Origin of the sequence: Aquamicrobium soli, assembly GCF_042646345.1 — a bacterium.
GTDB classification, from domain to species: domain Bacteria; phylum Pseudomonadota; class Alphaproteobacteria; order Rhizobiales; family Rhizobiaceae; genus Mesorhizobium; species Mesorhizobium soli_A.
The window spans coordinates 193,008-219,370 of the sequence record NZ_JBHRTK010000004.1; the positions used below are offsets into that span (position 1 = coordinate 193,008).

Genomic DNA, 26,363 nt, shown 5'->3' on the forward strand with positions numbered 1-26,363 from the left:
ATCCTAAACGGTCCGGTCCACGGGAACCGCGGCCAGCAAAGTCGACGGATCGAATCGCATCCCTCCCTTGAACACGACAAGCGGATTGTCCGTCGACTCCAGATCGGCCCTGGGATCCTTTTCCAGAAGGATAAGGTCCGCCAACTTCCCGACTTCGATGCTGCCGAGTTCGTCTGCGGCGCCGAGCGCGCGCGCGCCGCCCATGGTCGCCGCGATGAGGATGTCCATGTTCGACAGCCCTCCCCACTCCGCCATCAGGCGCATCTCGATGCCCATGTCCTCATAGCCGTCGGTGCCCACGGCAAGCTTACCGCCCGCCTCGACCACCTGGCGATAGGACTTCCGGCGCGCCGCCTGGATTTCCTTGGCACGGGCGTGGCCCGGCAGGTCGTGCCCAGCGCCGACGGAGTCCAGCATGGCCGTAACCGTCAGGGTCGGAATCACGTAGATGCCGCTGCGGGCAATCGCTTCCGCCGATTCCTGGTCGGCCAGCCCGGCATGCTCGATCGTATCAGCGCCCGCCTCGATGGAAGCCAGGATGGCGGACTTCGGATGGGCGTGAACGGCGACCCGGCGCTCGGCCTTGTGTGCCTCCTCGACACCGGCGCGAAGCTCGTCGAGGCCGAGCTGGGCCGTATGGGCCAGGTCCCGATCGGCAAGCAGACCGCCGCCGCTCGCCATGAACTTGATGACGTTGGCGCCCTTCTTCAACTCGTTGCGGACGGCGGTCTTGACCCCATCCACCCCGTCGGCCTCTACCGAATGCGGCACCCCGTGGCCACCGGTCATGGCGATGGCCGCGCCGCAGGCATAGATGCGGGGGCCATGGATCATCTCCTTGTCGACGAGGTCACGGACGATCACGTTCACGCTGTCGAGCGAACCGAGGTCGCGGACGGTGGTGACGCCGTGTGCCAGCGAATGCAGGCAACTGCGCACCGAGCGGCCGAGTGTCCAATGGCTGGACAGCGACAAAGCATTCGGATGGGGCTGGCGGGTGATCTGCCAGAAGCTGCCCACCGCATATTTCAGGTCGAGGTGATCGTGCATGTCGATCTTGCCCGGCATTAGGTACTTGCCGGAGCCGTCGAGCACGTCCGTGCCTTCGATGTTCTCGCCGAACTCGGCTGCCGGGCCTACCGCCGCGATCCGGCCATCTTCGATGACCACGACGCCTTTCTCGATGACACGGTCATCCTTGCAGGGAATGACCGTGACGTTCTTGATTACTTGCTTCATCTTCTTCTACCGAACTTCCAAACAGCACCGATCAGGGTTTCACCAGAACCGCGATCTTGGTGATCGCGCCCTTCTGGACCCATTTGCCGGAATCCATGGCGGAATAGGTGAGAACCTGGCCGGCCCGAGCCACATGGGAAACGCCCTCTTCATCGATAACCTCGGCTTCGCCGTCGAGGATGACGTCGAACTTCTGTCCTTCTACCTTGCCTCCGCCGTTCAAGATGCCGATGTCCGCCTTACGGGTCCAGAAATATAGGGTAACCTTCCCGTCTGGCGTCTGGAATATATGGGACTTCCTTCCAGGTCCGGTTCCGGCCGGGGTTTCATCTTCGCTAAGCTCGACTTCTTTCCAGTCGTTACGGTTCTTGGGGTCCAGAACTGCTATGGTCATTGCTCTCTCCGTTGGCTGTACCCGCACCTTAGCCGCACCGGAACCGCCAAAAATAGCAATGTATGATATCTTACATTTGCTTTTATCAATGTGATAGAAGTGTCGTTGCCGGTTGGAAGCAAGCGCCGAGCCCCGAGGACTTGACGTCATGAAAATTTCCAAGACAGATATAAAGCTGCTTGAAATATTCGATACCGTTGTCAAGCACGGTGGTTTCGCATCGGCCGAAGCTTCTCTCAATATATCTTCGTCGACCATCAGTAACCACATGGCAAATCTCGAGAGCCGTCTCGGTGTTCGTCTTTGCAACAGGGGTCGCGGAGGTTTCTTCCTGACCGACGAGGGCAGCCGTGTCTACGAAGCTTCGAAAGCACTCTTCAAGGCCAGGCGAGATTTCGAATCCGAACTGGGGGCACTTCGGGGCCACCTGATCGGATCGATCAAGATCGCCGTGGCGGACGCGACGGTCGACGATCCCAACAACAAGCTGCCGGTCGCCCTGAGGACCTTCAACAAGGCTGCGCCGAACGTGACGGTATCGCTTTACCTGGAGCGATCCGAAGTGATGCAGGAACAGGTGCTTTCGGGAGCCTACCATTGCGGGATCGGGAATTTCCCGCATTTGAGCTCGAGCCTGATCCGAAACAAACTGTATCGCGAAAGGCACCTGCTCTACGCCGGCTCCGGACATGTCCTGTTCGGCCGGCCGGACGCCGAGATCACCGAGGACATGATCATCAGGCAACCCATCGTCGGCAGACATTACTGGGGCCCTACCGAACAGAAGCGTTTTCGAGTGGGGCCGCCGAAGGCCTTCACCGACCACGTCGAACCTATCGTCTCCTTCCTGCTTTCGGGCGTCTATATCGGCTTCCTGCCCGAACATTTTGCCGGCTCCTGGGTCGAGCGCGGGCTGCTGCGCCCCCTGTGTCCGGAAAAATACTGCTTCCTGTGCGACTTCGATCTCATCACCAAACGGGGCCCGACAAGGTCGCAGGTGCTGCAGAAATTCTGCAGCCACATCGTCGAAGCCTACAACGACGAGGACGGTTCATGACTTGGGAGGTGGCGCCCAGTCCCATCTCCCGCCAACGGCCCTACGCTCCTGGCGCGAGCCATAGCTTGGCCAGGTCGATTACGATGGCGACGAATACTCCGGCGCAGATCAGGATCACCCCGGTCGCGAACTGTCGATTGGCCTTCTCGAAGACGTTCTTCTTGAGGGACGCCGGCGACAGCAGGCCGATCAGCGCCAGCAGTTGCCATACGATCCCGGCGCACAGCAACAGGACCGGGGGAGCGTCGACCAAGTTCCATGGCAATGGGTTGTTCGCCCACTGGGTGAGGAAGCCGAGCGAAAACGAGAGCACGATGCCGACGACGGTCAGGGTTCCGTTTCGGAACAGTGTTTCGATCAGTTGTTCATTGTCGTCGTTGAGATTCATGGCAGGCCACCTCCCGCGGTCGCCCGGTCAGCGTACTACCAGCACGGGGACATGGCTATGCGCCAGAACCTCCGCCGTCTGGCTCCCGAGCAGCAGCCGTTTGACGCCGCGGCGCCCATGGGAAGCCATGACGATCAGGTCGCACCCGCGCTCCTCCGCCGTGCTGATGATCGCGAGCGCCGGCAAGGCGTCCGGGACATAGACGACCGCAGCGGCGATCCCCAGCCTTGCAGCGGATTCCTGTGCCTGCGACAGAATGCTGTCCGCGAGTTTCTTCTGATGGTCGTCGTAGCCTGCGACATCCCAGGAAGAGCCTGCCCAGCTCTCCACCATGCCGACGGGTGGCACCGCGATCGGCTGGGTGGCCGTGACGATCGAAACCTTGCTGCCCAGCGCCTTCGCCAGCGAGAGACCTTGATCGACACCACGCTGCGCCAAATCCGAACCGTCGGTCGGGATGAGAATATGGTCGTACAAGGCCGGTCTCCTTCTGCCGCTGTCTCCCACTGTATCATGAAGTAGTCACCGCCAGCCCGACCGACAAGCGCCGGTGCGGTGCCGATGCAGCACGGCGCCGGGAAGCCTCTCAAGCCCGCCTTTTCCGGATCGCCTTGACCAGACGGAACACGGCGAAGGCAGCGGAAGCGAGATACAGAAATCCGCCGATGAACATGATGCCGTAAACACCGGCGAACAGCTCGCGGTCTTCCCTGAACCTGTCAGGCGGCCCGGTTACGGGATAGACATAGGCCGCGATGATTTCCCCAATCCCGTATCCGACGAAGACGCAGACCGGCACAAGCAGGACAAGGCTGAGGACGAAAACGACGATCGGTTTCAGCATCGCCCCTACCTCCCGACGTCGACCAGCCTGTCGAGCGAAAATCGCTCGGAATTCGCGTCGCATCGGTGCCAGTCCATCACAGCGTTCGCCTCATCGCGATGGCCGTAGCACCAGTTCCGTTCGTTGAGCGCGAAACCGTAGATCCTCATCGATGCACAGGCGACGGTAACCCGGACGTCGGGACTGCGGCTGTGCAGGCAGCCATCGCCTGCCTCGTCGAAAAGTTTCTTGAGCTGGTCGTCGGTCTCGGTGGCTTTCGCAAACAGTTTTTCCGCGGCCATGGCCGGGCTTGCGACCTGCGATCCAACGGCGAACAGGGAAAGGACGAGCAGCATTCGGTTCATCGTGTTCTCCTTGTCAGCGTGGCGATCCGGAGGGGAGCGGTTGCAGTCCGTCGTCGATGCCGCGTCCGGTCAGCCTGAAACATTTCGCCAGCCGGTCGACTACCGCGTCATAGGTCTTCGCCTCGCCCGCCGGATAGGTCAGGCGAAAGGCGCGCACGGTGTCGATGCCGCCCGCCGCGTTCCGCTCCAGCAGGGCCTTGGCGTAGAAAATGGCACCGTTCTGTTCGCCGGAGACGACAGCCCAGTCTTTTGCATCGCGTCGATAGCCGACGACGGCATTTTCGCCGGGGAGGTCCGCGACGATGGCGTCCGCATCCTGTTCCAGAACATTATACCCGCCCCAGACCACCAGTTCGGCGCCCGACGTGCCGGTGAACTTGCAGCCATCGCCATTGTCGGCTTCGGGCTGGGCGGTCAGAAGATCGGCCGGATAGCAGATTTCGTAGCCGAAGCGCGCATTGGCATAGACATTCCATCGATGATCCGCCGCCACGGCGGGCACGCATAGGAACGAAATGGATAAGGCCGCTGCAAAGGATCGTCTCAAAATACTCATCCGTCTCTCTATTCGATAACCGTAGGTGGCCGGAATTCCGTTCAAACGAAACGCACCATGATCGCCGCGCTTAATCCGACAAGGATGCCGCCGCTGACCTTCGAAACCCAGGCACCGGAGCCGGAGGAAGACACGCGCGGCGCAGCGAAGGAGGCGACGCCGACCGAGGCGAGATCGCCGAGCGAGAAGGCGCCATTGACGATGACGCCAAGCAGCAGGAACTGAAGCCAGTTCGGCATCGCCGCCTGCGGATCGACGAATTGCGGCAGGAAGGTGAGGAAAAACAGCGCGGTCTTCGGATTGAGGGCCTCGACCACGATGCTGTCGCGCAGGACGCCCGGTGCTGCCGCGCGGGTGCCTCGGTCTCTCCCTCCACGCCGGCGGGAAAGATCATCCGTCCACCCGCCACAGCATGTAGAGCGCCCCCGCCATCCGCACGAGCGAATAGAGCGCGGGCGCATGGTGCAGGAGCGCGGCCAGCCCGATGGATGCCGCCGCGATATGGACGTAGCAGCCGAGATGGATGCCGAGCGCGGCCATCAGGCCGGCCCGGTGCCCGTAGGCCAGGGTCTGCGCCGACATATACAGGATGGCCGGGCCCAGCATGAAAGCGAAGGCCGGCGTCGCGAGGGCGAACGGAATCCAGGTTTCGAGCGACAATAGCTGCCGACCTCCCGTTTCCCGCCAAGATAGAGTGAAGCAGCCTTCATTGATCATGAGAAACGATTTATCATCATGCTATTGATGACGATCTGAGGTGGATCGATGTTCGACATCGTGCTGTTGCGAACCTTCGAGGCGGTCGCCAGCCTGTCCAGCTTCACCAAGGCCGGCCAGCAACTGAACCTGACGCAATCGGCCGTCAGCGCCCACATCCGTCGGCTTGAGGAACAGGCGGGCGCCGCCCTTCTCGAGCGCAGCACCCGCACGGTCGGGCTGACCCCGCAGGGGCAGGCGCTGCTCGGCTATGCGAAGGTGATCCTGCGCCTCAGCGAGGAAGCCCGCACCCTGATGAAGGGAAGCGGCGGCGCGTTTCACCTGCGCATCGGCGCCTCCGACAATCTGACGAGCACCTGGCTGCCGGCGGCGCTGAAGAAATTCCAGGATTCCCGCTCGGCACGGACGCTGGAAATCCAGATTTCCGATCCGACAACCTTGCTCGAAGTCATGGACAGGGGCGAGCTCGACCTGATCATCGGCTGCCGGTGCCGGGGCGACCAGTCCGGCATCCACCTCTGGAACGAGCCGCTCAGATGGGCGTTCGGGAAGGCTCCGCTCGATGCTGACGCGCCGATTCCGCTCGCTGTCTTCCCGAGCCGTGCCCCTACCGGGACGCCGCCCTCGCCGCGCTCGCCTCGCAGAGCTGCACAGGGCGGATTGCCAGCGTCAGCCCCAGCCTCGGCAGCCTGACGGCCATGGCCGCCGCCGGGCTCGCGGTCACGCCGCTGAATTCCAGTTCGATCCCGCCCGGCCTGCAATCGGCGGAGGCCAACGAGCGACTGCCTGCGCTGCCGGATGTGGAATTCGTCGCCCATGTCAGGCCCGACCTGTCGGAAGAAAATGCGCTGCTGACGCGCTCGGTCATCGGCTGGATCACCGCCAACAGGCCGCAGGGCAGTTAGGCTTCGCGCAGGCCGGAGCCTCGGCACACGCTTTGACGTTCTCATTGTCGCCGCGGCATCCGTCCGTCTTTCAGCCTTCGTTTACCATCCGCGGCGATATTGCTTTCGCGGATGAGTTTGTGAGTTCCGCCTCAGGCAGCGCCCGCTCCGGAAACGGAGCGGGCTTTCTCTGTCGATTGAACGAGCAGCCGATCCTGCGCACGACAGGGCCCTCCGCCTGCCCCGTCACCGCCTATTTGCTGGCTTCGACCAGGGCTTCATGGATGCGATCGGCCAAGGCGCCCGCATTCCCCTTTTCCGGCTGGTAGTCGATGCCCTGCACCACATAGGCGGTATGATCGCCGACCGCGATGCAATAAACCAGCAGGGACGCACCGCCCTGCGCCAGCCCGCCGGAGACGACGGCGAGCTTTCCGAGCGTCCGATCCACGGAATGCACATAGCCGTTGCTGCCGGCTTCGCGTTGGGCAATCTCGGCGCATTTGTCCAGACTGAGCCTGGAGGCGTCGACGCGCTCGACATTATAGGCAACGTTGAACTGGTCCGACGCTGCCTGGGCGAGCGACGGAGCGAAGCCGAAGGCAACCAGGGTCGAGGCGATCAATAGGCGCATAGATAGAATCTCCGAGCGCCCCCCCATTGCTTCTTAGCGGGCAAAGGGTGCCGGTAAAAGACGCAATCCTGTGGCGCGCGTATCTATCAGGCTCAAGCGGTGAACCGGGCGCTGATCGTTCCAAACGCGCCACAGTCGGCCGTCACGCGGTCGCCCGGCAGGACTTCGATCGGAACCATGCACGTGCCCGTCGTCACCACCTCGCCGGCCTTCAACGTCACGCCCATTCCGGAAAGTTCGTTGGCGATCCAGGTCAGCGCCACCCGCGGGTCGCCGAGCACGTTCGAGCCGACCCCGGCCCGATGTTCTTCAACGCCGTTCCTCGTTCGCACGGCCTGCACCGGAAAAGCCGAGAGATCGATCTCCCGCCAGTTTGCCGAGGCCGCCTCGCCAAGCATGAACAGATGGGCGCATGCGTTGTCGGCGATCAGCTGCGCCTCGCCCGCCGTCACGAAATCGTTGTAGCGGGAGTCGGGAATCTCGATGGCGGGATGCAGCGAGCGGACGGCGGCAAGGACCTCGGAGACCTCATACGGCACACTACGCGGCCGCAAATCCGCGCCCATCCGGAACGCGAACTCGATTTCCGCGACCTTCATCAAATTGGACTTCAGCGACACCTCAGAACCGGGCGTCACGGTGCGCTCCCGAAAAATCCGCCCCGCCATCGGCCCGTCGACCCCGATGTGGTGCTGGCCGGCCTTGCTGGTGGCGGCGATCTTCCATCCGAACAGGGGCCATTCGCTCGTCTTTTCCAGGAGCGCCTGGATCGCATAGCCTTCCGCGCGGGTCGCGGGCCTCCTGCCGACCGGCAACATGTTGAGCCGCTCCCCCGCCAGCCACTTCTCGTACAGCAGGTCGGAAGCAGCGTGCAGTTGGGCGTCACTGAGCATTTTACACCTCACGGGATCGGAGCGATCGGCACCTTTGCGCGCGGCGCAGCGGAGCGTCAATCCAGGGAGGGGAGAATGAGGCCAGCAGTAAGGAGACGCGCGCCATGGAAGTGCCGCGCCTTTTGGTGTGCTTCTGCCATTTTGGGCTTGACTGGAGATACGCCATCGATAGGCTCGGCCGCAGAGATACCGGCCTGATTGCCGGACGGCATGATTGCCTCGCACGCCACGCCTCACCGGTGCTGGCGGCGGGGCATTGTTGTTTTGGGGGTTTGCTTGAAGCGTCGGGTCGAGATCGGCGTTCTTTATTCGCGGTCGGGCAACTACCAGCTCGTCTCCGAAGCCTGTCGCGCCGGCGCCATGAACGCCATCGCGGCCGTCAACGCCAATCCGGCGCTGCCGATCGAGTTTGTTCCCGTTGAGCGTGACCCCGGCGCCAACATCGAGCGCTATGCGGCAGGCTGCGCCGACATCCTCGACAATAGCTCGGCGCGACATGTCATCGGCTGCGTCACCTCCTGGAGCCGCAAGGAGGTAATCCCGACCCTCGAGCGGGCCGGCGGCACGCTCTGGTATGCCTGCCCCTATGAGGGGTTCGAGGCCAACGATCATGTCGTCTACATGCACGCCTGCCCCAACCAGCAGATCGTGCCGATGATGGCCTATGTCGTGCCGCGCTTCGGCGCCAACGGCTTCCTGCTCGGCTCGAACTATATCTGGGGCTGGGAGACCAATCGAGTCGCGCGCGACCTCATCGCCGATGCCGGCGGCAAGGTGCTGGGCGAGCGCTACCTGCCGCTCGGCGAGACGGAGGTTTCGCGGCTCGTCGCCGAGATCGAGGCGACGCGGCCGGATTTCATCCTTAACAATCTCATCGGCACGTCCTCCTACGCCTTCTTCCGCGCCTATTCCGAACTCGGCCGACGCGACCCGCATTTCAGGCCGGAAAGCTGCCCGATCCTTTCCTGCAACCTCACGGAATGCGAACTTGCGGCCATCGCCGGCATCGGCGACGGCCACCTCTCGGCCGGGCCATATTTCCATGATCCGGCACAAGGCGGCGCCATGCCGGCCTCGTCGTTCGAGGCGGCGGCCCATGCCAGCGTGCTGGCGCTGGCCGAAATCCTCGCCGTGAAGCCGGGGGCGCAGTGGACCGACCTGCCCGAAATGTTCGCCGGCAGGTCCTTCCGCTCGCCGCTGGGCGACATCACCATCGACCCGCAGACCCAGCACGCGACGCTGCCGGTTCGCATCGGGCGGATCGAGGGCACGGCCTTCGCGACGGTCAGCCACCTGAGGTCGGTCGCGCCCGATCCCTACCTGTCCCACTACGACCGCAACGCCACGTTCGGCCGGCCGGGCCTGAGGGTGATTTCGTGAGCCGGCTTTCGCACATCCCCAATCTCGGCGGCGCCAAGGCCTTCGTGCTGCATCGCCAGCACCCGACCGTGCAAGCGATCAGCCGCCAGCTGGCGGCGATCGGCCTCGAGGTGCACGACTGCTGGCCCGACCTGCCGGCCGACGTGCTGGCGGGCGATTTCGTCTTCTTCGACGTCGACATGGGCTTCGACGAGCAGTTCCCCTGGACGCCCGGCGCAGCACCCATGCCGCTGATCGCGCTGATCGGCTCCGAGGCGCCCGGCCGCATCGAATGGGCGCTCTCGCACAAGGCCGACGCCCAGCTCGTCAAGCCCATCGGCAATTCCGGCGTCTACAGCGCCCTGCTCATCGCCCGCCAGTCGTTCGAGGCGAGGCAGCGCCTAGCCGGAGAAATCGCGGCGCTCGAAGCCCGCGTCGCCGAGCGGCAGACCATCGTGCGCGCCGTCGGCGCCCTTTCGGCGCAGGGCTTCGACGACGAGCGCGCCTATGCGCAGTTGCGGTCGCTGGCCATGGGCTGGCAGGTCAGCCTGGAGGAAGCCGCAAGGCGCGTCATGGCGATGACAAGGGAGGAAGAAGGCGATGGCCAATCCCGTCACGCCTGATTTCCCGGCGGCGAGCGCTTCGCCGGCCCGGCCCCGCCCCGGCATCTGGCGCCGGCTGGTCAGGCGGCCGCTGGCGCTGATCGGCCTGGTCATCATCGCCGTCACCCTGCTCGGGGCGGCCTTCGCGCCGTGGCTGACCGCCTTCGGGCCGGACGAGCAGATGTTCGACGGGCTGACCCTGTCGGGCGAGCCGCTGCCGCCCAACACCACCTTCTGGCTCGGCACCGACCTGCTCGGCCGCGACCTCCTGACCCGCATCCTCTACGGCGCGCGCACATCGCTGTTCATCGGCATCATCGCCAACGGCACCGCGCTGTTGATCGGCACGCTGGTCGGCGTCACCGCCGGCTATTTCCGCGGCTGGATCGGCAGCGCGCTGATGCGCTTCACCGACCTGATGATGGCGTTCCCCGCGCTGTTGCTCGCCATCTGCCTGGCCGCCGTTTTCCAGCCCAGCCTGTGGATCGTAGCCATGGTGATCGCACTGGTGAACTGGGTGCAGACGGCGCGCGTGATGTTCACGCAGACCAGTTCGCTGACCGAGCGTGAATTCATAGCCGCCGAAAAGACCCTGGGGGCGAGCAGCGCCCGCATCCTCCTGCGGCACATCCTGCCGCATCTCATCCCCACCATCATCGTCTGGGGAACGCTCGGCATTTCCACCACGGTGCTGCTCGAGGCGACGCTTTCCTATCTCGGCATCGGCGTGCAGCCGCCGACGCCGTCCTGGGGCAACATCATCTTCGAGAACCAGACCTATTTCCAGGCAGCACCCTGGCTGGTGTTCTTCCCCGGCGTCGCCATCCTGGCGCTGGCGCTGGCCTTCAACCTGGTAGGCGACGCGCTGCGCGACATTCTCGATCCAACCCAGCGGGGGCGTTCATGATCGCCTATCTCGCACGCCGCATCATCCAGTCGATCCTGATCCTGATCGGCATCTCCGCCATCACCTTCGCCCTGCTGTACCTGCTGCCGGCGGACCCGGTGCGCCAGATCGCCGGGCGCAGCGCCACGCCGGCGACGGTGGAGAGCATCCGCCGCCAGCTCGGGCTCGACCAGCCCTTCCTCGTCCAGTACGGGCGCTATTTGTGGAACCTTGTGCAGGGCGATCTCGGCCGCTCCTACATCCAGCGCTCCGAGGTGTCGCAGCTCATCGTCGCCCGGCTGCCGGCAACGCTGCTGTTGATGATAGGCGCGATCGTCTGCGAACTGCTGATCGGCCTCACCATGGGGCTGGTGGCCGCCGTGCGGCGCGGCTCGCGCACCGACGACTCGCTGATGGTCGCCTCCTTCATCGGCGTGTCGGCGCCGCAATTCGTGGTCGGGCTGCTCCTGCTTTACGTCTTCGCGGTACGGCTCTCGTGGTTTCCCATCGGCGGTTACGGCACGTTCTCGCATCTCGTCCTGCCTTCGTTGACAGTCGGCATCATGGGCGCAGGCTGGTACGCGCGCATGATGCGATCCTCGATGATCGACGTGCTCTACCAGGACTATATCCGCACCGCCCGCGCCAAGGGCCTGGACCGGCTGACCATCCTCATCCGCCACGCGCTGCCCAACGCCATCCTGCCGATCGTCGCCATGGTCGGCATCGACATAGGCATCCTGATGGGCGGCATCGTGGTGGTGGAAAGCCTCTTCGGCTGGCCGGGCATCGGCCAGCTGGTCTGGCAGGCCATCCAGCGCGTCGACATCCCCATCATCATGGGCGTCACGCTGGTTTCCGCCTTCGCCATCGTGCTCGGCAATTTGCTGGCCGACATCGTTGCCCCATTCATCGATCCGCGCATCAAGCTCAGATAACAACAAGGAAAGGGAACCGACATGAAGAAGTATCTTGTTTCCACGGTCGCCGCCGCGGCGCTGGCATTGGGCCTGTCCGCCGCCTCGGCCTCGGCACAGGAGTTGGACCCCAACGCCAAGCCCGGCGGCGATATCGTCATCACCTACAAGGACGACGTCGCAACCCTCGACCCGGCGATCGGTTACGACTGGCAGAACTGGTCGATGATCAAGAGCCTGTTCGACGGCCTGATGGACTACAAGCCCGGCACCACGGAACTGGTGCCAGACCTTGCCGAAAGCTACGAGATCTCGCCCGACGGCAAGACCTTCACCTTCAAGCTGCGGCCCGGCGTGAAATTCCACAATGGCCGCGAGATGACCGCCGAGGACGTGAAATATTCCATCGACCGCGTGGTCAACCCGGTAACGCAGAGCCCCGGCCAGGGCTTCTTCGCCTCCATCAAGGGCTATGAGGAAGCTGCCGCAGGCAAGGCCGATGGCCTGTCGGGCATCACGGTCGTCGATCCCTCGACCATCAAGTTCGAGCTGACGCGGCCGGACGCCACCTTCCTTCACGTCATGGCGATCAACTTCAGCCATGTCGTGCCGAAGGAAGAAGTGGAGAAGTACGGCGCCGATTTCGGCAAGCACCCGGTCGGCACGGGCGCCTTCAAGCTCGGCGAATGGACGCTCGGACAGCGCGTCGTCTTCGAGAAAAACCCCGACTACTGGCACAAGGGCCTGCCCTATCTCGACAAGATCACCTTCGAGATCGGCCAGGAGCCGATCGTGGCGCTGCTTCGCCTGCAGAAGGGCGAGATCGACGTGCCCGGCGACGGCATCCCGCCGGCCAAGTTCCAGGAAGTCATGAACGACCCGGCCCAGAAGGCGCGCGTGGTCGAAGGCGGCCAGCTTCACACCGGCTACGTCACCATGAACGTCAACGTCCCGCCCTTCGACAACGTCAAGGTGCGCCAGGCGGTCAACATGGCCATCAACAAGGAGCGCATCGTCCAGCTGATCAACAACCGCGCGGTGCCGGCCAACCAGCCGCTGCCGCCGTCGATGCCGGGCTACGCCAAGGACTACAAGGGCTATCCCCATGACCCGGCCAAGGCCAAGGAACTGCTGGCCGAAGCCGGGCAGGGCGACGGCTTCACCACCGACCTCTACGTCATGAACACCGATCCCAACCCGCGCATCGCGCAGGGCATCCAGCAGGACCTGGCCGCCATCGGCATCAAGGCCAACATCCAGGCGCTGGCGCAGGCCAACGTGATCGCCGCCGGCGGCGAGAAGGAAGGCGCGCCGATGATCTGGTCGGGCGGCATGGCGTGGATCGCCGACTTCCCCGACCCGTCGAACTTCTACGGCCCGATCCTGGGCTGCGGCGGCGCGGTGCCCGGCGGCTGGAACTGGTCCTGGTACTGCAACGAGGACCTCGACAAGAAGGCTGCCGAGGCCGACTCCATCGTCGATCCCGCCAAGGCCGAGGAGCGCAACAAGATGTGGAGCGACATCTACGTCAAGATCATGGAGGACGCGCCCTGGGCGCCGGTGTTCAACGAACAGCGCTTCACGATGAAGTCCGCGCGCATGGGCGGTGCCGACAACCTCTATGTCGACCCGGTCCATATCCCGATCAACTACGACCATGTGTATGTGAACGATGTGCAATAACTGCAATTACACCATCCACGGGCGCCATCACCATTTCGGCTGGGACAATTCCTTCGTCCCGGCCGAGAAGGTGGCGCCCGGCTCGACCATCCACTTCGAATGCCTCGACTCCTCGGGCGGTCAGTTGTCGCCCGACAGCACGGTCCAGGACATCGCCAAACTCGACTTCGGCAAGATCAACCCAGTCACCGGGCCGATCTTCGTCGACAGCGCCGAACCCGGCGATGCGCTGAAAGTGACGATCGAGCAGTTCAAGCCCTCCGGCTTCGGCTGGACGGCCAACATTCCGGGCTTCGGGTTGCTCGCCGACGACTTCAACGAGCCGGCGCTGACGATCTGGAAATACGATCCGTCGTCGCTCGAGCCGGCCCTGTTCGGCAAACAGGGTCGGGTGCCGCTGAAGCCGTTCGCCGGCACCATCGGCAATGCGCCGGCTGAAAAGGGCCTGCATTCGGTGGTGCCGCCGCGGCGCGTCGGCGGCAACCTCGACATCCGCGACCTCGCGGCCGGCACCACGCTCTACCTGCCGGTGGAGGTGGCGGGCGCGCTGTTCTCGGTCGGCGACACCCACGCCGCGCAGGGCGACGGCGAGGTCTGCGGCACGGCCATCGAAAGCCCGATGGACGTGGTGCTGACGCTCGACCTGGTGAAGGGCGCCAACCTGAAGACGCCGCGCTTCACCACGCCCGGCCCGGTAACGCGCCATCTCGACGCCAAGGGCTACGAGGTGACGACGGGCGTCGGCCCCGACCTGATGGAGGGGGCCAAGAGCGCCGTCGCCCAGATGGTCGACCTGCTCGCCGGCCGCTACAACCTCGATCCGGTCGACGCCTATATGCTGGTGTCGGTGTGCGGCGATCTCAGGATCAGCGAGATCGTCGACATGCCGAACTGGGTGGTGTCGTTCTACTTCCCGCGCTGCGTGTTCGAATGAACCCGGGCGCTGCCGCAAACGCCGCCGGGCCATCGGCCGTGGCCTCCGCCACGGCCGCGCCGGTGCTCGACGTTTCCGGCCTGACGATTACCGTGCGCGGCGAGGAAGGAGAGCGGGAGGTCGTCTCCGACCTCTCCTTCACGCTCGCGCGCGGCGAAACGCTATGCATCGCCGGTGAATCGGGCTCCGGCAAGTCGATGACCTCGCTTGCCGTCATGCGGCTCCTGCCGAAGCCGGCCGCCCGCATCGCTTCCGGCGCCATCGGCTTTGCCGGCAAGGACCTTGCCGGCCTCGACGAGCGGGCCATGCAGGCGATCCGCGGCAACCGCATCGCCATGATCTTCCAGGAGCCGATGACCTCGCTCAACCCGGTGCTGTCGATCGGGCGGCAGTTGATCGAGGCGATCGAAACCCACACCGACCTTTCGCGCCGCGAAGCCCGGCAACACGCCGTCGAGGCGCTGAAGGCGGTGCGCATCCCCGAGGCCGAAAGCCGGCTCGGGCAATATCCGCACGAACTTTCCGGCGGCATGCGCCAGCGCGTCATGATCGCCATGGCGTTGGCGCTGCAACCCGACGTTTTGATCGCCGACGAGCCGACCACCGCTCTCGACGTCACCGTACAGGGCGAGGTGCTGGAGCTGCTGCGCGACCTGCAACGCCGGCACGGCACCAGCATCATCCTGATCACCCACGACATGGGCGTGGTCGCCGAGATGGCCGACCGCGTCATCGTCATGCGCAACGGCCGCATGGTCGAGCAGGGCAAGGTGGGCGACATCTTCGAGGCGCCGACGCAGGCCTATACGCGCGAATTGCTGGCGGCCGTGCCGCGTATGGGCACGGGAGCCGCGCGCGGCGAGGCCGAGGCGCCCGCGCCTGCCGCGCCCGACGCCGTGGCGAGCGTTCGCGACCTCACCGTTCGCTTCGACCGGCATGGGGGTTTCCTCGGCCGGGTCACGCACCGCGTCCATGCCGTCGAGGGGGTGAGCTTCGACATCCGCCCGAACGAAACGCTGGCGCTGGTCGGCGAATCCGGCTGCGGCAAGTCGACCACCGCCAAGGCGATCGCCGGGCTGGTGCCGTTCACCGGCTCGATCGCCGTCAACGGCCGCGATTTCGCCGGCCTGTCGCGCGAGGCGCTGAAGGCGGTCAAGCGCGACGTGCAGATGATCTTCCAGGACCCTTACGCCTCGCTCGATCCGCGCATGCGCGTCGGCGACCTCGTCGCCGAACCGATGCTGATCCACGGCATCGGCTCGGCCGCCGAGCGGCGCGAGCGGGTCGCGGCCCTGTTCGAGCGGGTCGGGCTGCGGGCCGACCAGATGGAGCTTTACCCGCACGAATTCTCCGGCGGCCAGCGCCAGCGCGTCTGCATCGCCCGCGCTCTGGCGCTGCGGCCGAAGCTCATCATCGCCGACGAAAGCGTGTCGGCGCTCGACGTTTCGGTGCAGGCAAGGGTGCTGGAACTGCTGAAGGAGTTGCAGCAGGAATTCGGCATCGCCTACCTGTTCATCTCGCACGACATGGCGGTGGTGGAAAACATCTCCGACCGCGTCGCCGTCATGTATCTCGGCCAGATCGTCGAGATGGGAACGCGCGCGCAGGTCTTCGGCGACCCGCGCCATCCCTATACGAGGCGGCTGATCGAGGCCGTGCCGATCCCCGACCCGGCGCGGCGGCGCGGCAACTTCGCCCGGCTGGTGAGCGAGATCCCCAGCGTGACGCGGCCGCTGGGGAACGAGCCGCAAAGGCTGCGGCTGGCCGATGTCGGCGACGGCCATCTGGTCGTCGCGGAGGCCGTCTGAGGCAGGCGCTCAGAACATCACGCAGAAGCGGCCCTTTGCCGTGCCCCGGTCAAGGGCCGACAAGGCATCCGTGACATCGTCCAGGGAGATCCTGGTGATTTCGCCGGCAAGCGGTTCCCTTGCATGGATGGCCATCAGCTCCGCCATCTGCGCCCGCGTGCCGACGCTGGTTCCGGTGATGCGCACGCCGCTGGCGGTGAGCCATTCCTGGTCGAGGCCGACCGGCTGCGAGACCATGGCTGCCGCGATGATGCGGCCGCGCGGGCAGATGGCCGCCAGCATCACGTCCCAGGTGGCCGTGGTCGGGGCAAAATTGACGCAGACGTGGGCGCGGTCGTCCGCATCCCACCCGCCGGCGAGGCCGGGCGTCGCCAGAACGGTTTTGTGCGCGCCACGGGCGGCAGCGACCGCCAGTTTGGCCTCGTCGCTGTCCACGGCGATCACCCTGGCACCGGCGCGAACGGCCAGCTCGACGGCATAAAGGCCGAGGCCGCCGCAGCCGAAGATCGCACAGGTCTCGCCTCTGGCCAATTCCGCCCTTTGCAGCGCGCCATAGGCCGTCAGCCCGGCGCACATGAGCGGCGCCAGCATGGAGGCGTCGCCCTCGGGAAGCCGCGCGGCAAAGCGCGCATCCGCCACCACATATTCGGCGAAGGTTCCAGGAACATTGAAGCCATGCGCCCGGTGCGTCTGGCAAAACGATTCCTCTCCGTCGCGGCATTCCGCGCAGGAGCCGCAGGTATCGTGCAGCCACGCTGCCCCTGCCCTTTCCCCGACGGACCAGTCCGTCACGCCGGGACCGACCGCGGCGACGACCCCCACTCCCTCGTGCCCAAGCACGAAGGGCGACGGGGCGGCGGCCGGCACGACGCTGCCGCGCCAGATGTGGACGTCGGTGTGGCACACGCCGGAAGCCTCGAGCCTGATCAGCAACTGGCCAGGCCCCGGCGCCGGGATCGCCACATCCATTATCCGCAGCGGCTGCCCGTGCCCGGACAGGACCGCAGCCCGCATCGTGCCAGAATCCATGCTATTCCCCGATCGCCGTCTTGACCGCCGCAAGGCCGGGCTGGCCGTCGAACGTCGTCACGCCGTCAAGCCACTTTTCCACCTTCTCGGGATGCTTGGCCATCATGGCGACGGCCGCGTTCTCGGCGGTTTCGCCCTTGTTCATGATCATGTCCATGCCGACATTCTCGTAGGCCAGGTCGAAGACCAGGTTCGAGAACAGGCGGGCGGCATTGGGGCACTCCGCTGAAAAATCCTTGCGTGCGATGGTGCGCACGGTCGCGCCGCCGAAATTGGGGCCGAACTCGAGGTCTCCGCCGGCCAGATATTCCATCTGCAACGACATGTTCATCGGGTGCGGCTCCCAGCCGAGGAAGACGACCCATTCCTTCTTGGGGATGCTTTTGTCGACCTGCGCCAGCATCGCCGCCTCGCTCGATTCGACGATCTCCCACTTGCCGAGGCCATGCCGGTCGGCAGCGACCATGTCGAGGAGCGCCTGGTTCGAGCCCGGTTCGATCGCATAGATCTTGCTGCCGAACTGGTCGGCGTGCGCGGCCAGGTCGTCGAACGACTTCACGCCGGCATCGGCCACATATTTCGGCACCGCAAGCGTGTACTTCGCCCCCTCCAGATTGACCGCCAGCGGGACCACGGAACCTTCGTCGTAGTAGGACTTGAACTGCTCGTCCTGGATCGGGCGCCAATTGCCGAGGAAGACGTCGAGGTCGCCCTTCTTCAGCATCTCATAGGTGACGTTCAGGCCGAGCAGCTGCATCTCGGGCTGGTAGCCCAGCGCGGTCAGGATCTTCGCGGCCGTGTTGCTGGTGAGCGCGATGTCGGTCCAGCCGAGGTCGGAAATGCGAACCGTGCGGCAGCTTTCCGGGTCGGCGGCTTGGACGGTGGTGGCGGCGCCAACCACGGTCGAAAGAAGAAGGGCGGCGATCAGTCTGCGCATCGGTGGTCTCCCATTGCCACGGTTCGTCGTCAGGCGCAGGAACCTAGCTTCCGCTGTTTTGCTGTCAATATAAAAAATTGTTAGAGCGTTCAAATTATTATTCACGTATACAGGGCCATGGCGACTTCCCCACCCCCCAGGCGAACCCGGATCGAAGACATCCGCCGCATCGAGATCATCGAGGCCGCGCATCGCGTGTTTCTGGTTGGGGGGTTCAACGCGCTGACGACGACCCGCATCTGCAAGGAAGCCGGCATGTCGCAGGGCATCCTGACCTATTATTTCAAGAGCAAGGACGAAGTGCTCTTCGAAATGGTGCGCTACGCCAACCGCCTGCTCATGGACGAGGTAACCCGGCGCCTGCGGCAGGCCGAGACAAGCTGGGAGCGCCTTGCCGCCATCGTCGAAGGGATTTTCCCGGAAGCGCATTTCGAGCCGAACATCGCCAACGCCTGGGTTTCGTTCTATGCGGCGACCGCCGAGAACCAGCGCTATGCCAGGCTCCAGAACCTGTTCTATCGGCGGCTGCGTTCGAACCTGGCGTCGGCTCTCGGCGACACATTGAGCTCTCCCGAACTCGACCATTTTTCGCTCGGCTTCGCGGCCATGGTCGACGGGCTCTGGCTCGGCCGCGGCCAGAACAAGAGCCTAGAAGCTTCCGAGGCGACCGCGTTGCTGATGGAATATTCAGAAAAGATGCTGGGCACGGACAGGGTTTCGGCGCTCAAGAAAAAGCCCGGCCAGCTTCATTCGAGCCGGACAAAAAGGAAAAGCAGCCCATGACCGACCTCTGTTACCTCAGCGCGACGCAAGCCCTCGACCTGTTCAAGGCGCGGAAACTGTCGCCGGTCGAACTGCTGTCGGCCTATATTTCGCGCGCCGAGGCGGTGGAGCCCGCGATCAACGCCTTTACCGACACCTATTTCGACGAAGCGATGGCTGAGGCGAAGGCAGCCGAACAGCGCTACATGAGCGGTGACGCGCAGGCCCTGCGCCCGCTGGAAGGGCTGCCGGTCGCGGTGAAGGACGCGCAGCGCGTCGCCGGCAAGCGCACCACCTACGGCTCGGCCATCCTGGCCGACAATGTCGATGACCATTCCGATCCGATGATCGAACGCCTGCAGGGCGCCGGCGCGATCGTCCACGCCCGCACCACGACACCGGAGTTCTGCCTGTCCTCGTCGTGCAACACGAAGCTTTGGGGCCGCACCCTCAATCCGTTCAATACGCAATACGGTCCCGGCGGCTCCTCGGGCGGGTCGGCGGCATCGCTGGCAGCCGGGACCTCGGCGCTGGCGACCGGCACCGATATCGGCGGCTCGATCCGGATTCCCGCAAGCTGCTGCGGCTTGGTCGGCTACAAGCCGCCGAAGGGGCGCAACCCCGACGGGCCGCCGGCGAATTTCGATCCCTATAACCATTGCGGACCGCTCGCCCGCTCCGTCGCCGATGCTGCGCTGGTGCAGAACGTGGTTTCGGGCCGCCACCCGCGCGACCACAGTTCGCTGCGCGACAAGGTCCACATCCCCGATGCCTTCGCGCCCGTCCGGGGCATGCGGATCGCATGGTCGATGGACCTCGGCTACATGCCCATCGACCGGGAAGTCCGAGCGGCGACGCTTACGGCGCTCGAGGTCTTCCGTTCCCTCGGCTGCATCGTCGAGGAAGTCGACCTCGGCTGGACGGCCGAATGCGACAGGGCCGCACTCGCCTGGTACAACGCGATGCACTTCGGCCGCCAGCCGCTATGGTACCTGAAGGACAACGAGGCGCGGATGACGGACTATGCGGTCGCCGCAGCCCAAGCTGCGAGCCGGCTCTCCCCCGACGACGTGGCGCGGTCCTGGGAGACGCAGAACGCCATGTACCAGGACTTCGCAACGGTGATGGAAACGCATGACCTTTTCATCTGCCCGACCAATTCGCTCCCGGCCTTGCGGGCCGACCAGGACATGGCGGACCCGGATTTCACGATCGACGGGCAAAAGGCCGACCCGGAATACGGATGGATCCTGACCCACCATTTCAACATGCTGCATAATTGCCCGGTCATGTCGGTTCCGTCCGGGCGGGCGGCGAACGGCGTGCCGATGGGAATCCAGCTCGTCGGACCGACCTTCGACGACCTCACGGTCTTCCAGGCGGCCTCGGCCTACGAGCACGCCGTCGGCGGCTGGTTCGGCCCCGACTGGCGCCCCGCGCTATAGCGGTGGCGGCGATCAGGACGGACGTGGCATCTGCCTGGGCGACTCGCGATAAAACCTCATAGCGAGCCGTCGCGATCGAGACCCTCTGGGCGCCGATCGCCGTTGATCGCCGCCCAGAGACGATCGGGGCTCGCGGGCATCTCGAAATGGCGAATGCCGAGTGGGGCGAGCGCATGGTTGATCGCGTTCATAGCAGCAGGCAGCGCCCCTACCGTTCCCGCCTCGCCAGCCCCCTTGATGCCCAAGGCATTCGTAGTCGCCGGAACCTGGTTGCCTTCGACCACCATCCGCGGCATGTGCTCGGCGCGCGGCATATAATAATCCTGAAACGATGCCGTGACGAGCTGACCCTGGCTGTCATAGCGGATGCTCTCCCCGATGGCCTGGCCCAACCCTTGCACGATACCGCCATGCATCTGCCCCTTCACGAGCAGCGGGTTGACGATGCGCCCCACATCATCGACGACCCAGTAACCGACTATATCGAGACGCCCGGTCGCGCTGTCGATCTCCACCTCGCAGATGTGGCAGCCGTTCGGGAACGTCGGCGCAGCCAGCGTGACGGTTGCACTGGCCGAGAAGCCAAGCTCGAAGTCCGCCGGCAGCAAGTCCGACCGAAACGCCGTTTGCGCCACTTCGACTATGCTGACCTGGCGGTTACTCCGCACGACCCTGAAAAGTCCTTCCTCGAACTCGATATCGGCAACGTCGGCTTCCAGCAGATGCGCGGCGATCTCCCGTCCGCGTGATACCAGCTTGTCGGACGCGGCCTTGAGCGAAGCACCCACGGCAGCAGCCGTCCGCGACCCGAAGCTTCCACGTCCGAAGGCCACCTGGTCGGTATCGCCGAAGCTCACACGAACCCGGGCGGCCGGCAGCCCCAGAAACTCGCCGACCAACTGCGCAAAGGCAGTCACATGGCCCTGCCCCTGCGACGTCGACCCTGTCAACACATGCGCGTAGCCGCTCTGGTCGAAGCGGATTTCGGCAAACTCCTCGGAGGGGCGTGCCAGCGGACCGCCGGCGATCTCGATAACGCTGGCAAGGCCGATGCCGCGCAACTTCCCGCGCGAAAGAGCCTCGCGGCGGCGCGTCTCGAAGTGATCCCAATCGCTCAACTCAAGTGCACGATCGATATTCCTGCCGAACTCCCCGCTGTCATAAGTGTAGAGCAGGCCCGTCTTGAACGGCATCATGTCGGGCGTGATAAGATTGCGCCGGCGCAATTCCAGGCGGTCGATGCCCATCTCGGCCGCAGCGACGTCGATCACGCGCTCGATCGCGTATGACGCTTCCGGTCTGCCGGCCCCTCGATAGGCGGAAGTGGGATTGGTGTTGGAAAAGACGCCTTGTACGCGGACGTATATGTTGGGTGTCGTATAAGTCCCGGCCAGCCCGCCGACATTGTTGGTCGGCGTGTGGATGCCATGGACATCGAGATAAGCCCCGAGGTTCGCCGTAGTCGACACGCGAAGCGCGAGGAAACGGCCGTTCCGATCGAGGGCAAGTTCGACCCGGGAAACGTTGTCACGGGCATGGTGGTCGGACATGAAAGCCTCGCTGCGGTCGCTGACCCAGCGAACCGGCCGCCCCAGCTTGCGGGCCGCCCACAGGACAAGGACCTGCTCGGGAAACGCGCCATACTTCATTCCGAACGACCCGCCACAGTCCGGAGTCACGATGCGGATATTGGCTTCCGGTACCTTGAGTATCTGTTCGGCCAGTTCGTTGCGAAGCACGTGCGGCGACTGGTCGGCGCTGTAGAGCGTGTAACGATCAAAAGCAGCGTCGTAGAGGCCGATCGCGTTGCGGGGTTCCAAAGGGGTCGCGCCAACGCGTGAGACCGTGAAAGCGAGGGTGGTCACGTGGTCCGCGGCCGCAAAGGAGGCTTCTACCGCCTCCCGGTCTCCCGCCTCGTAGACGAAGCAGATGTTGTTCGGAGCCTCGGGCCAGATCTGGGGAGAACCCGGTGCCGCGGCACCACCCGTATCCGTAACCGAAGGCAGCGGCTCATAGCCGACATCGATAAGCTCGAGGGCATCCTTGGCGATATCGAGCGTCTCGGCGATGACGGCAGCAACGCCCTCGCCCACGTGCCGTACCGTGTCGGTCGCCAATACCGCAAACGGCGGTACGAAATTCGGCTCGCCGTTCGGCGCCTTTCGGCGGACCCTTACTGGCAAAAAGCCGATGCCGTCGGACAGGACGTCCTGTCCGGTGTAAACAGCCAGCACACCCGGCAATTCGAGGGCAGCGGTGCAATCGATATGCCCGATGCGCGCATGCGGGTAAGGCGAGCGCAGGACCGCCAGACAAGCCTGCCGCGCGAAATTCAAATCCGCCCCGTAGGAACCCCGCCCCTGGACGAGGCGGCTGTCTTCAAGGCGAGGTAATGCGGCGCCGATGCCAACCGGGCCGGATTCCGCTGCTTGTCGTGTCGAAGTCATGAGTACCCCCTCGCCGATCCCGCTTACCGCACCATCGACGCCACGGCCCTGGCGGTCAGCGCCCGGATCAGGGCCATCTTGTAGGATGCAGGCGCGCCGTGGTCGTCGCTGAGCATGTCGGCGTCGATCTCGATCGTCGAGACGGCCTGCGGCGACCAGTCGTCCGCAAGTGCAGCCTCCGCCGCCGCCACGCGAAATACGCCATGGCCACCACCGGTGACGGCCACCCTGATATCCGTGCCCGTTCTCGCCACCATGACCCCGATCAGCGCATAGCCCGAAGCAGGACTTGGAAATTTCATATAGGTGGCTTCATCCGGCACAGGAAAGGAAACGGCCGTCAGTATCTCGCCTTCCTCGAGCGCGGTCTCGAACAGACCGAGGAAGAAATCATCCGCCTTGATGATGCGCCGGTCGGTGATGACGACAGCGCCCAGGCCAAGAAGGCCTGCGGGGTAGTCGGCGGCAGGATCGTTGTTGGCAACCGACCCGCCGATCGTACCCCGATGACGGACCTGCTGGTCTCCGATCAGGCCGGCGAGTCGAGCGAGACCAGGAATTGCCATGCGCACGGTTTCGCTTGCTGCAACCTCGAAATGGCGCGTCATCGCGCCGATCCGCAGCATCCCGTCCTGCATCGAAATACCGGCCAGTTCGCGTATGCCGGCAAGATCGATGAGCGTCGACGGCCGCGCCAGCCGCTGTTTGCATGCCGGCAGAAGGGTCATGCCGCCCGCAAGAAACTTACTGTCGGCTTCCTCTGCCGATTGCAGCGCCTCCGCGAGGGCAGCCGGTTTCGTATAGTGGAAGTCATACATGAGCGTTCGCTCCGCCGTTTGGCTGTTGCGCGCACTCGAGTGCCGCTTCGACGATCGACTGGTAGCCGGTGCAACGGCAGATATTGCCTTCAAGCCATTTCCGCACCGAGTGCTCGTCGGGATGCGGTTCCACGCGCAGCAGATCGATCAGGCTCATGATCATGCCGGGCGTGCAGTAACCGCATTGCAGCCCGTGCTTGTGGTTGAAAGCCTCTTGCATCGGGTGCAGTCCCTCGCTCGAGGCTATGCCCTCGATTGTCACAACCTCAGCGCTTTCGCATTGGACAGCGAGAATGGTGCAGCTTTTGACGGACACGCCGTCAAGATGGACAACACAGGCTCCGCATTGGCTGGTGTCGCAGCCGATATGGGTTCCCGTGAGAAGCAGCCGGTCGCGCAGGAGTTGAACCAGCAATGTCCGGTTTTCGACCTCCGCCGTCACCGGTTGACCGTTGACCGTAAGCGAGACGCTTGGCATTCAATTTCCTCCGGCTTCAAGCAAACCGCGCGCCGCTACGGGATCGGCCCCGGCACGCTCGACCTGATCCTTGAAAACGTCGATCGAACAGACCCAGAAAACCTGGGCGTCCTCCTCGCCGACCGAGATCGCACAGTGGCCCATGGTGCTGTCGAAGTAGAGCGAGTCGCCTTCATGGAGCACGACCGGTTCGTAGTATTCCGTATGAACCTCGATCGCGCCGGAAAGCACGACGATGATCTCCTCGCCGTCATGGCGCACCCAGCCGTCGAACTCGCTTCTGGAGCGCGCTGTAATCCGGCTCCTGAACGGCAGCATCTTCTTTCGGGAAACATCGGCTGCAAGCAACTCATGGACATAGGTGGGGCTCGAAAGGCGTTTACCCTGCCCCTTGAGGGTCAGGCTGCGCCGCCCGCGCGGCTCCTGGCTGGAGTCCGCGTCGAACAGATCGACCAGGTCGATCTGCATGCGCATCGTCAGGCGCCGGAGCAGGTCGAATGTCGGAGACATCTGGCCGTTCTCGATCTTCGACAAGGTCGAGCGCCCGACACCGGTCACCCCGCTCGCCTGCTCCAGCGTCCATCCCAGATCCTGCCTGAATCGCCTCAGCCGCGCTCCAAGGGAGACCCGCTCTTCATAAGCCTCCAAGGGTGGCGGCTGCTCCTGCCCCGCCGCCAGCGCGCCCGCCCGGCGCTTCGCCCCCATGGGTCTGCCACGCTTTCGAACTGCCTTGCCCATCACGCCGTCTCACATGGCCATGCGAGCGCCCCTGTGAGAGGCGTGCCAGGGCAGCATGTAACGCTCGAGCGCGTCGACGAGATAGAAAAGGATGGTGCCCATCAGGCCGAGAATGACGATCGAGGCGAAGACGCGCGGCGTGTCGAACATGCCCTGCGCGAGCAGAATGGCATGCCCCAAACCCTGGCTTCCGGCGACGAATTCGCCGACAAGGGCGCCGACAAGGGCAAAAGAAATGGCTACCTTCATCCCGGCGAACAGGCTGGGCAAGGCTGACGGAAAGCGGATCTTGCGCAGTATCTGCCACTCGTTCGCCCGCGCGGCGCGCGCCATGTTGAGGGTTTCGGGATCCACCGAGCGCAGCCCCAGAACCGTGTCCACGACGATGGCGAAGATGGCGATGGTCACCGCGATGGCGATCTTGGGCGCCATTTCGGTACCGAGCCAGATAACGAAAAGCGGCGCGAGCGCGACCTTCGGAATGCTGTTCAGCGCAACCAGCAGCGAATAGAGCGTATTCTCCAGGAGACGCGAATAGACAATGCCTACTGCCAACGCCACGCCCAGTGACAGCGCGATGGCGAAGCCGACGAGGGTGACGAGCAGCGTGTACAGCGCGTTGCGCGCGAAGAACCCCGGGTAATTCAGGATTTCCATGATGATCGTCGACGGCGCCGGGAAGAGAAATTCCCGCACCCCGAGCAGTCGAACTGCCACCTCCCACAGCAGGACACAGGCGGCAAGGAACCCGGCACCCTGAACAAACCCGCTCGATGCTAGCTTCGGCATGACTCACTCCGTGCTGATGGCGCCGATGTCGGCGAACCGTTCGCGGATGCGATGCACGATCGCCGAAAACTCGGCAGAATCACGCATCTTGAGCGTACGCGGACGAGGCAGGTCGATTTCGAAAATATCGACGATCCTGCCAGGATTTCTCGCCATCATGGCCACCCTGTCAGAGAGGAAGACAGCTTCCTGGATGCCGTGCGTTATGAACACCACGGTTTTGCGCGTCTCCTGCCATAGCCGGGCAAGTTCAAGGTTGAGATCGTCACGCGTCATCGCGTCGAGCGCGCCGAATGGCTCGTCCATGAGCAGGAGTTCAGGGTTGTCCAGGATGGCCCGGCAAATCGCCGCCCGCTGGCGCATACCGCCCGAAAGCTCCCAGGGATAGCGCCGCTGAAAATCACCCAACCCGAACCGGACCAGCAGTTCCGCCGCCTTTGCCTCGAGTTCGTCCGTCCGCGTTCCCCGAAATTCGGAGATGACCAGCACGTTCTCCAGGATAGTACGCCAATCGAGCAACAGGTCACGCTGGAACACGATCCCCATTTGCGACGGCGGCCCGGAAATATCTTCCCCCCGCACCCTGATCGTGCCGGAGGTGATGGCCTCCAGGCCGGCAACACACTTCAGCAGGGTGCTCTTTCCGCAGCCGCTCGGTCCGACGATACTCAGGAACTCCTGGGGCCGCACCTCGAGATCGATCGACCGCAACGCTTCGACGCCGGACGGCGCCGAACCGTAGACCTTGCCAACATTCCGGACTTCCAGGATCGGCTGCATC

31 protein-coding genes are annotated in these 26,363 nt (G+C 64.4%); 12 read left to right on the forward strand and 19 right to left on the reverse strand.

Annotated features, from left to right (window positions below; translation table 11 throughout):
- Positions 1 to 3: 3 nt before the first annotated feature.
- Positions 4 to 1,239: an amidohydrolase family protein gene (locus ACFOHJ_RS04770; protein ID WP_378219045.1), complete on the reverse strand. Its 1,236-nt coding sequence runs from the start codon at positions 1,237 to 1,239 to the stop codon at positions 4 to 6.
- 31 nt (positions 1,240 to 1,270) lie between these two features.
- Entirely contained in the window at positions 1,271 to 1,903 is a 633-nt protein-coding gene (locus ACFOHJ_RS04775) for a hypothetical protein (RefSeq protein ID WP_378219212.1), read from the reverse strand.
- On the opposite strand from ACFOHJ_RS04775, the gene ACFOHJ_RS04780 reads away from it, so the two are divergent.
- Positions 1,818 to 2,690, forward strand: coding sequence for a LysR family transcriptional regulator (locus ACFOHJ_RS04780; RefSeq protein ID WP_378219206.1), 873 nt, complete (start codon positions 1,818 to 1,820; stop codon positions 2,688 to 2,690). The genes ACFOHJ_RS04775 and ACFOHJ_RS04780 overlap by 86 nt on opposite strands.
- Positions 2,691 to 2,730: 40 nt before the next feature.
- Here ACFOHJ_RS04780 and ACFOHJ_RS04785 read toward each other — a convergent pair whose 3' ends face one another.
- The 7 genes from ACFOHJ_RS04785 to ACFOHJ_RS04815 all read right to left on the reverse strand — a co-directional run bounded on the left by ACFOHJ_RS04785 (position 2,731) and on the right by ACFOHJ_RS04815 (position 5,482).
- Positions 2,731 to 3,078 (reverse strand): hypothetical protein, encoded by a 348-nt coding sequence (locus ACFOHJ_RS04785; protein ID WP_378219047.1) that lies wholly within the window; start codon positions 3,076 to 3,078, stop codon positions 2,731 to 2,733.
- A gap of 27 nt (positions 3,079 to 3,105) precedes the next feature.
- On the reverse strand, positions 3,106 to 3,555 hold the full coding sequence (locus ACFOHJ_RS04790) for a universal stress protein (RefSeq protein ID WP_378219049.1): 450 nt from the start codon (positions 3,553 to 3,555) through the stop codon (positions 3,106 to 3,108).
- Between the two features lie 109 nt (positions 3,556 to 3,664).
- Positions 3,665 to 3,922: a hypothetical protein gene (locus ACFOHJ_RS04795; protein WP_378219051.1), complete on the reverse strand. Its 258-nt coding sequence runs from the start codon at positions 3,920 to 3,922 to the stop codon at positions 3,665 to 3,667.
- Positions 3,923 to 3,927: 5 nt separating this feature from the next.
- The gene (locus ACFOHJ_RS04800; protein WP_378219052.1) at positions 3,928 to 4,266 is read right to left on the reverse strand and encodes a hypothetical protein; all 339 of its coding nucleotides are present in this window, start codon (positions 4,264 to 4,266) and stop codon (positions 3,928 to 3,930) included.
- Positions 4,267 to 4,279: 13 nt separating this feature from the next.
- On the reverse strand, positions 4,280 to 4,867 hold the full coding sequence (locus tag ACFOHJ_RS04805; RefSeq protein WP_378219054.1) for a hypothetical protein: 588 nt from the start codon (positions 4,865 to 4,867) through the stop codon (positions 4,280 to 4,282).
- Positions 4,864 to 5,139 carry a hypothetical protein gene (locus ACFOHJ_RS04810; protein ID WP_378219056.1) on the reverse strand — a complete coding sequence of 92 codons (276 nt, stop codon included), beginning with the start codon at positions 5,137 to 5,139 and terminating at the stop codon, positions 4,864 to 4,866. Before ACFOHJ_RS04810 ends, ACFOHJ_RS04805 begins: the two co-directional genes overlap by 4 nt.
- A gap of 73 nt (positions 5,140 to 5,212) precedes the next feature.
- Entirely contained in the window at positions 5,213 to 5,482 is a 270-nt protein-coding gene (locus tag ACFOHJ_RS04815) for a LysE family translocator (protein WP_378219058.1), read from the reverse strand.
- 105 nt (positions 5,483 to 5,587) lie between these two features.
- Between ACFOHJ_RS04815 and ACFOHJ_RS04820 the strand changes: the two genes are divergently transcribed.
- Positions 5,588 to 6,232 carry a LysR family transcriptional regulator gene (locus tag ACFOHJ_RS04820; RefSeq protein ID WP_378219059.1) on the forward strand — a complete coding sequence of 215 codons (645 nt, stop codon included), beginning with the start codon at positions 5,588 to 5,590 and terminating at the stop codon, positions 6,230 to 6,232.
- Positions 6,233 to 6,237: 5 nt separating this feature from the next.
- Complete coding sequence (locus ACFOHJ_RS04825) at positions 6,238 to 6,444, forward strand: hypothetical protein (protein ID WP_378219061.1); 207 nt, start codon at positions 6,238 to 6,240, stop codon at positions 6,442 to 6,444.
- A gap of 232 nt (positions 6,445 to 6,676) precedes the next feature.
- Here ACFOHJ_RS04825 and ACFOHJ_RS04830 read toward each other — a convergent pair whose 3' ends face one another.
- Together ACFOHJ_RS04830 and ACFOHJ_RS04835 are read right to left on the reverse strand one after the other, a co-directional pair.
- Entirely contained in the window at positions 6,677 to 7,057 is a 381-nt protein-coding gene (locus tag ACFOHJ_RS04830) for a DUF6180 family protein (protein WP_378219063.1), read from the reverse strand.
- Positions 7,058 to 7,149: 92 nt separating this feature from the next.
- Positions 7,150 to 7,950, reverse strand: coding sequence for a 2-keto-4-pentenoate hydratase (locus ACFOHJ_RS04835; RefSeq protein WP_378219208.1), 801 nt, complete (start codon positions 7,948 to 7,950; stop codon positions 7,150 to 7,152).
- A gap of 276 nt (positions 7,951 to 8,226) precedes the next feature.
- Between ACFOHJ_RS04835 and ACFOHJ_RS04840 the strand changes: the two genes are divergently transcribed.
- Genes ACFOHJ_RS04840 through ACFOHJ_RS04870 form a run of 7 tightly spaced genes read left to right on the forward strand, consistent with a single transcriptional unit; the run spans position 8,227 to position 16,139 of the window.
- Positions 8,227 to 9,330 carry a transporter substrate-binding protein gene (locus tag ACFOHJ_RS04840; protein WP_378219064.1) on the forward strand — a complete coding sequence of 368 codons (1,104 nt, stop codon included), beginning with the start codon at positions 8,227 to 8,229 and terminating at the stop codon, positions 9,328 to 9,330.
- Positions 9,327 to 9,932 carry an ANTAR domain-containing response regulator gene (locus tag ACFOHJ_RS04845; RefSeq protein WP_378219066.1) on the forward strand — a complete coding sequence of 202 codons (606 nt, stop codon included), beginning with the start codon at positions 9,327 to 9,329 and terminating at the stop codon, positions 9,930 to 9,932. Before ACFOHJ_RS04840 ends, ACFOHJ_RS04845 begins: the two co-directional genes overlap by 4 nt.
- The gene (locus ACFOHJ_RS04850; protein ID WP_378219067.1) at positions 9,910 to 10,818 is read left to right on the forward strand and encodes an ABC transporter permease; all 909 of its coding nucleotides are present in this window, start codon (positions 9,910 to 9,912) and stop codon (positions 10,816 to 10,818) included. Before ACFOHJ_RS04845 ends, ACFOHJ_RS04850 begins: the two co-directional genes overlap by 23 nt.
- Positions 10,815 to 11,735, forward strand: a complete 921-nt coding sequence (locus ACFOHJ_RS04855) for an ABC transporter permease (RefSeq protein WP_378219069.1) — start codon at positions 10,815 to 10,817, stop codon at positions 11,733 to 11,735. Before ACFOHJ_RS04850 ends, ACFOHJ_RS04855 begins: the two co-directional genes overlap by 4 nt.
- A gap of 21 nt (positions 11,736 to 11,756) precedes the next feature.
- Positions 11,757 to 13,397 carry an ABC transporter substrate-binding protein gene (locus ACFOHJ_RS04860; protein ID WP_378219071.1) on the forward strand — a complete coding sequence of 547 codons (1,641 nt, stop codon included), beginning with the start codon at positions 11,757 to 11,759 and terminating at the stop codon, positions 13,395 to 13,397.
- Entirely contained in the window at positions 13,387 to 14,331 is a 945-nt protein-coding gene (locus ACFOHJ_RS04865) for an acetamidase/formamidase family protein (RefSeq protein ID WP_378219073.1), read from the forward strand. The genes ACFOHJ_RS04860 and ACFOHJ_RS04865 overlap by 11 nt, the downstream gene beginning before the upstream one ends.
- Entirely contained in the window at positions 14,328 to 16,139 is a 1,812-nt protein-coding gene (locus ACFOHJ_RS04870) for an ABC transporter ATP-binding protein (RefSeq protein ID WP_378219075.1), read from the forward strand. Before ACFOHJ_RS04865 ends, ACFOHJ_RS04870 begins: the two co-directional genes overlap by 4 nt.
- A 9-nt stretch (positions 16,140 to 16,148) precedes the next feature.
- Here the strand turns inward: ACFOHJ_RS04870 and ACFOHJ_RS04875 are convergent, their stop codons facing one another.
- Positions 16,149 to 17,168: an alcohol dehydrogenase catalytic domain-containing protein gene (locus ACFOHJ_RS04875; RefSeq protein ID WP_378219077.1), complete on the reverse strand. Its 1,020-nt coding sequence runs from the start codon at positions 17,166 to 17,168 to the stop codon at positions 16,149 to 16,151.
- Between the two features lies 1 nt (position 17,169).
- Complete coding sequence (gene choX / locus ACFOHJ_RS04880) at positions 17,170 to 18,105, reverse strand: choline ABC transporter substrate-binding protein (protein WP_378219079.1); 936 nt, start codon at positions 18,103 to 18,105, stop codon at positions 17,170 to 17,172.
- A 117-nt stretch (positions 18,106 to 18,222) separates the two neighbouring features.
- Between choX and betI the strand changes: the two genes are divergently transcribed.
- Together betI and ACFOHJ_RS04890 are read left to right on the forward strand one after the other, a co-directional pair.
- On the forward strand, positions 18,223 to 18,888 hold the full coding sequence (betI, locus tag ACFOHJ_RS04885; RefSeq protein WP_378219081.1) for a transcriptional regulator BetI: 666 nt from the start codon (positions 18,223 to 18,225) through the stop codon (positions 18,886 to 18,888).
- A complete protein-coding gene (locus tag ACFOHJ_RS04890) occupies positions 18,885 to 20,312 on the forward strand; it encodes an amidase (protein ID WP_378219083.1) in 1,428 nt (475 codons plus the stop codon). Before betI ends, ACFOHJ_RS04890 begins: the two co-directional genes overlap by 4 nt.
- 56 nt (positions 20,313 to 20,368) lie before the next feature.
- On the opposite strand, the gene ACFOHJ_RS04895 is transcribed toward ACFOHJ_RS04890, so the two are convergent.
- The 6 genes from ACFOHJ_RS04895 to ACFOHJ_RS04920 are packed head-to-tail and all read right to left on the reverse strand — an operon-like array spanning position 20,369 to position 26,362.
- Positions 20,369 to 22,759, reverse strand: a complete 2,391-nt coding sequence (locus tag ACFOHJ_RS04895) for a xanthine dehydrogenase family protein molybdopterin-binding subunit (protein ID WP_378219085.1) — start codon at positions 22,757 to 22,759, stop codon at positions 20,369 to 20,371.
- Positions 22,760 to 22,782: 23 nt separating this feature from the next.
- On the reverse strand, positions 22,783 to 23,577 hold the full coding sequence (locus ACFOHJ_RS04900; protein ID WP_378219087.1) for an FAD binding domain-containing protein: 795 nt from the start codon (positions 23,575 to 23,577) through the stop codon (positions 22,783 to 22,785).
- Positions 23,570 to 24,055: a (2Fe-2S)-binding protein gene (locus ACFOHJ_RS04905; RefSeq protein ID WP_378219089.1), complete on the reverse strand. Its 486-nt coding sequence runs from the start codon at positions 24,053 to 24,055 to the stop codon at positions 23,570 to 23,572. Before ACFOHJ_RS04905 ends, ACFOHJ_RS04900 begins: the two co-directional genes overlap by 8 nt.
- Positions 24,056 to 24,760 (reverse strand): helix-turn-helix domain-containing protein, encoded by a 705-nt coding sequence (locus tag ACFOHJ_RS04910; RefSeq protein WP_378219091.1) that lies wholly within the window; start codon positions 24,758 to 24,760, stop codon positions 24,056 to 24,058.
- A gap of 42 nt (positions 24,761 to 24,802) precedes the next feature.
- A complete protein-coding gene (locus ACFOHJ_RS04915; RefSeq protein WP_378219093.1) occupies positions 24,803 to 25,582 on the reverse strand; it encodes an ABC transporter permease in 780 nt (259 codons plus the stop codon).
- A gap of 3 nt (positions 25,583 to 25,585) precedes the next feature.
- On the reverse strand, positions 25,586 to 26,362 hold the full coding sequence (locus ACFOHJ_RS04920; RefSeq protein ID WP_378219095.1) for an ABC transporter ATP-binding protein: 777 nt from the start codon (positions 26,360 to 26,362) through the stop codon (positions 25,586 to 25,588).
- Position 26,363: the final 1 nt, after the last annotated feature.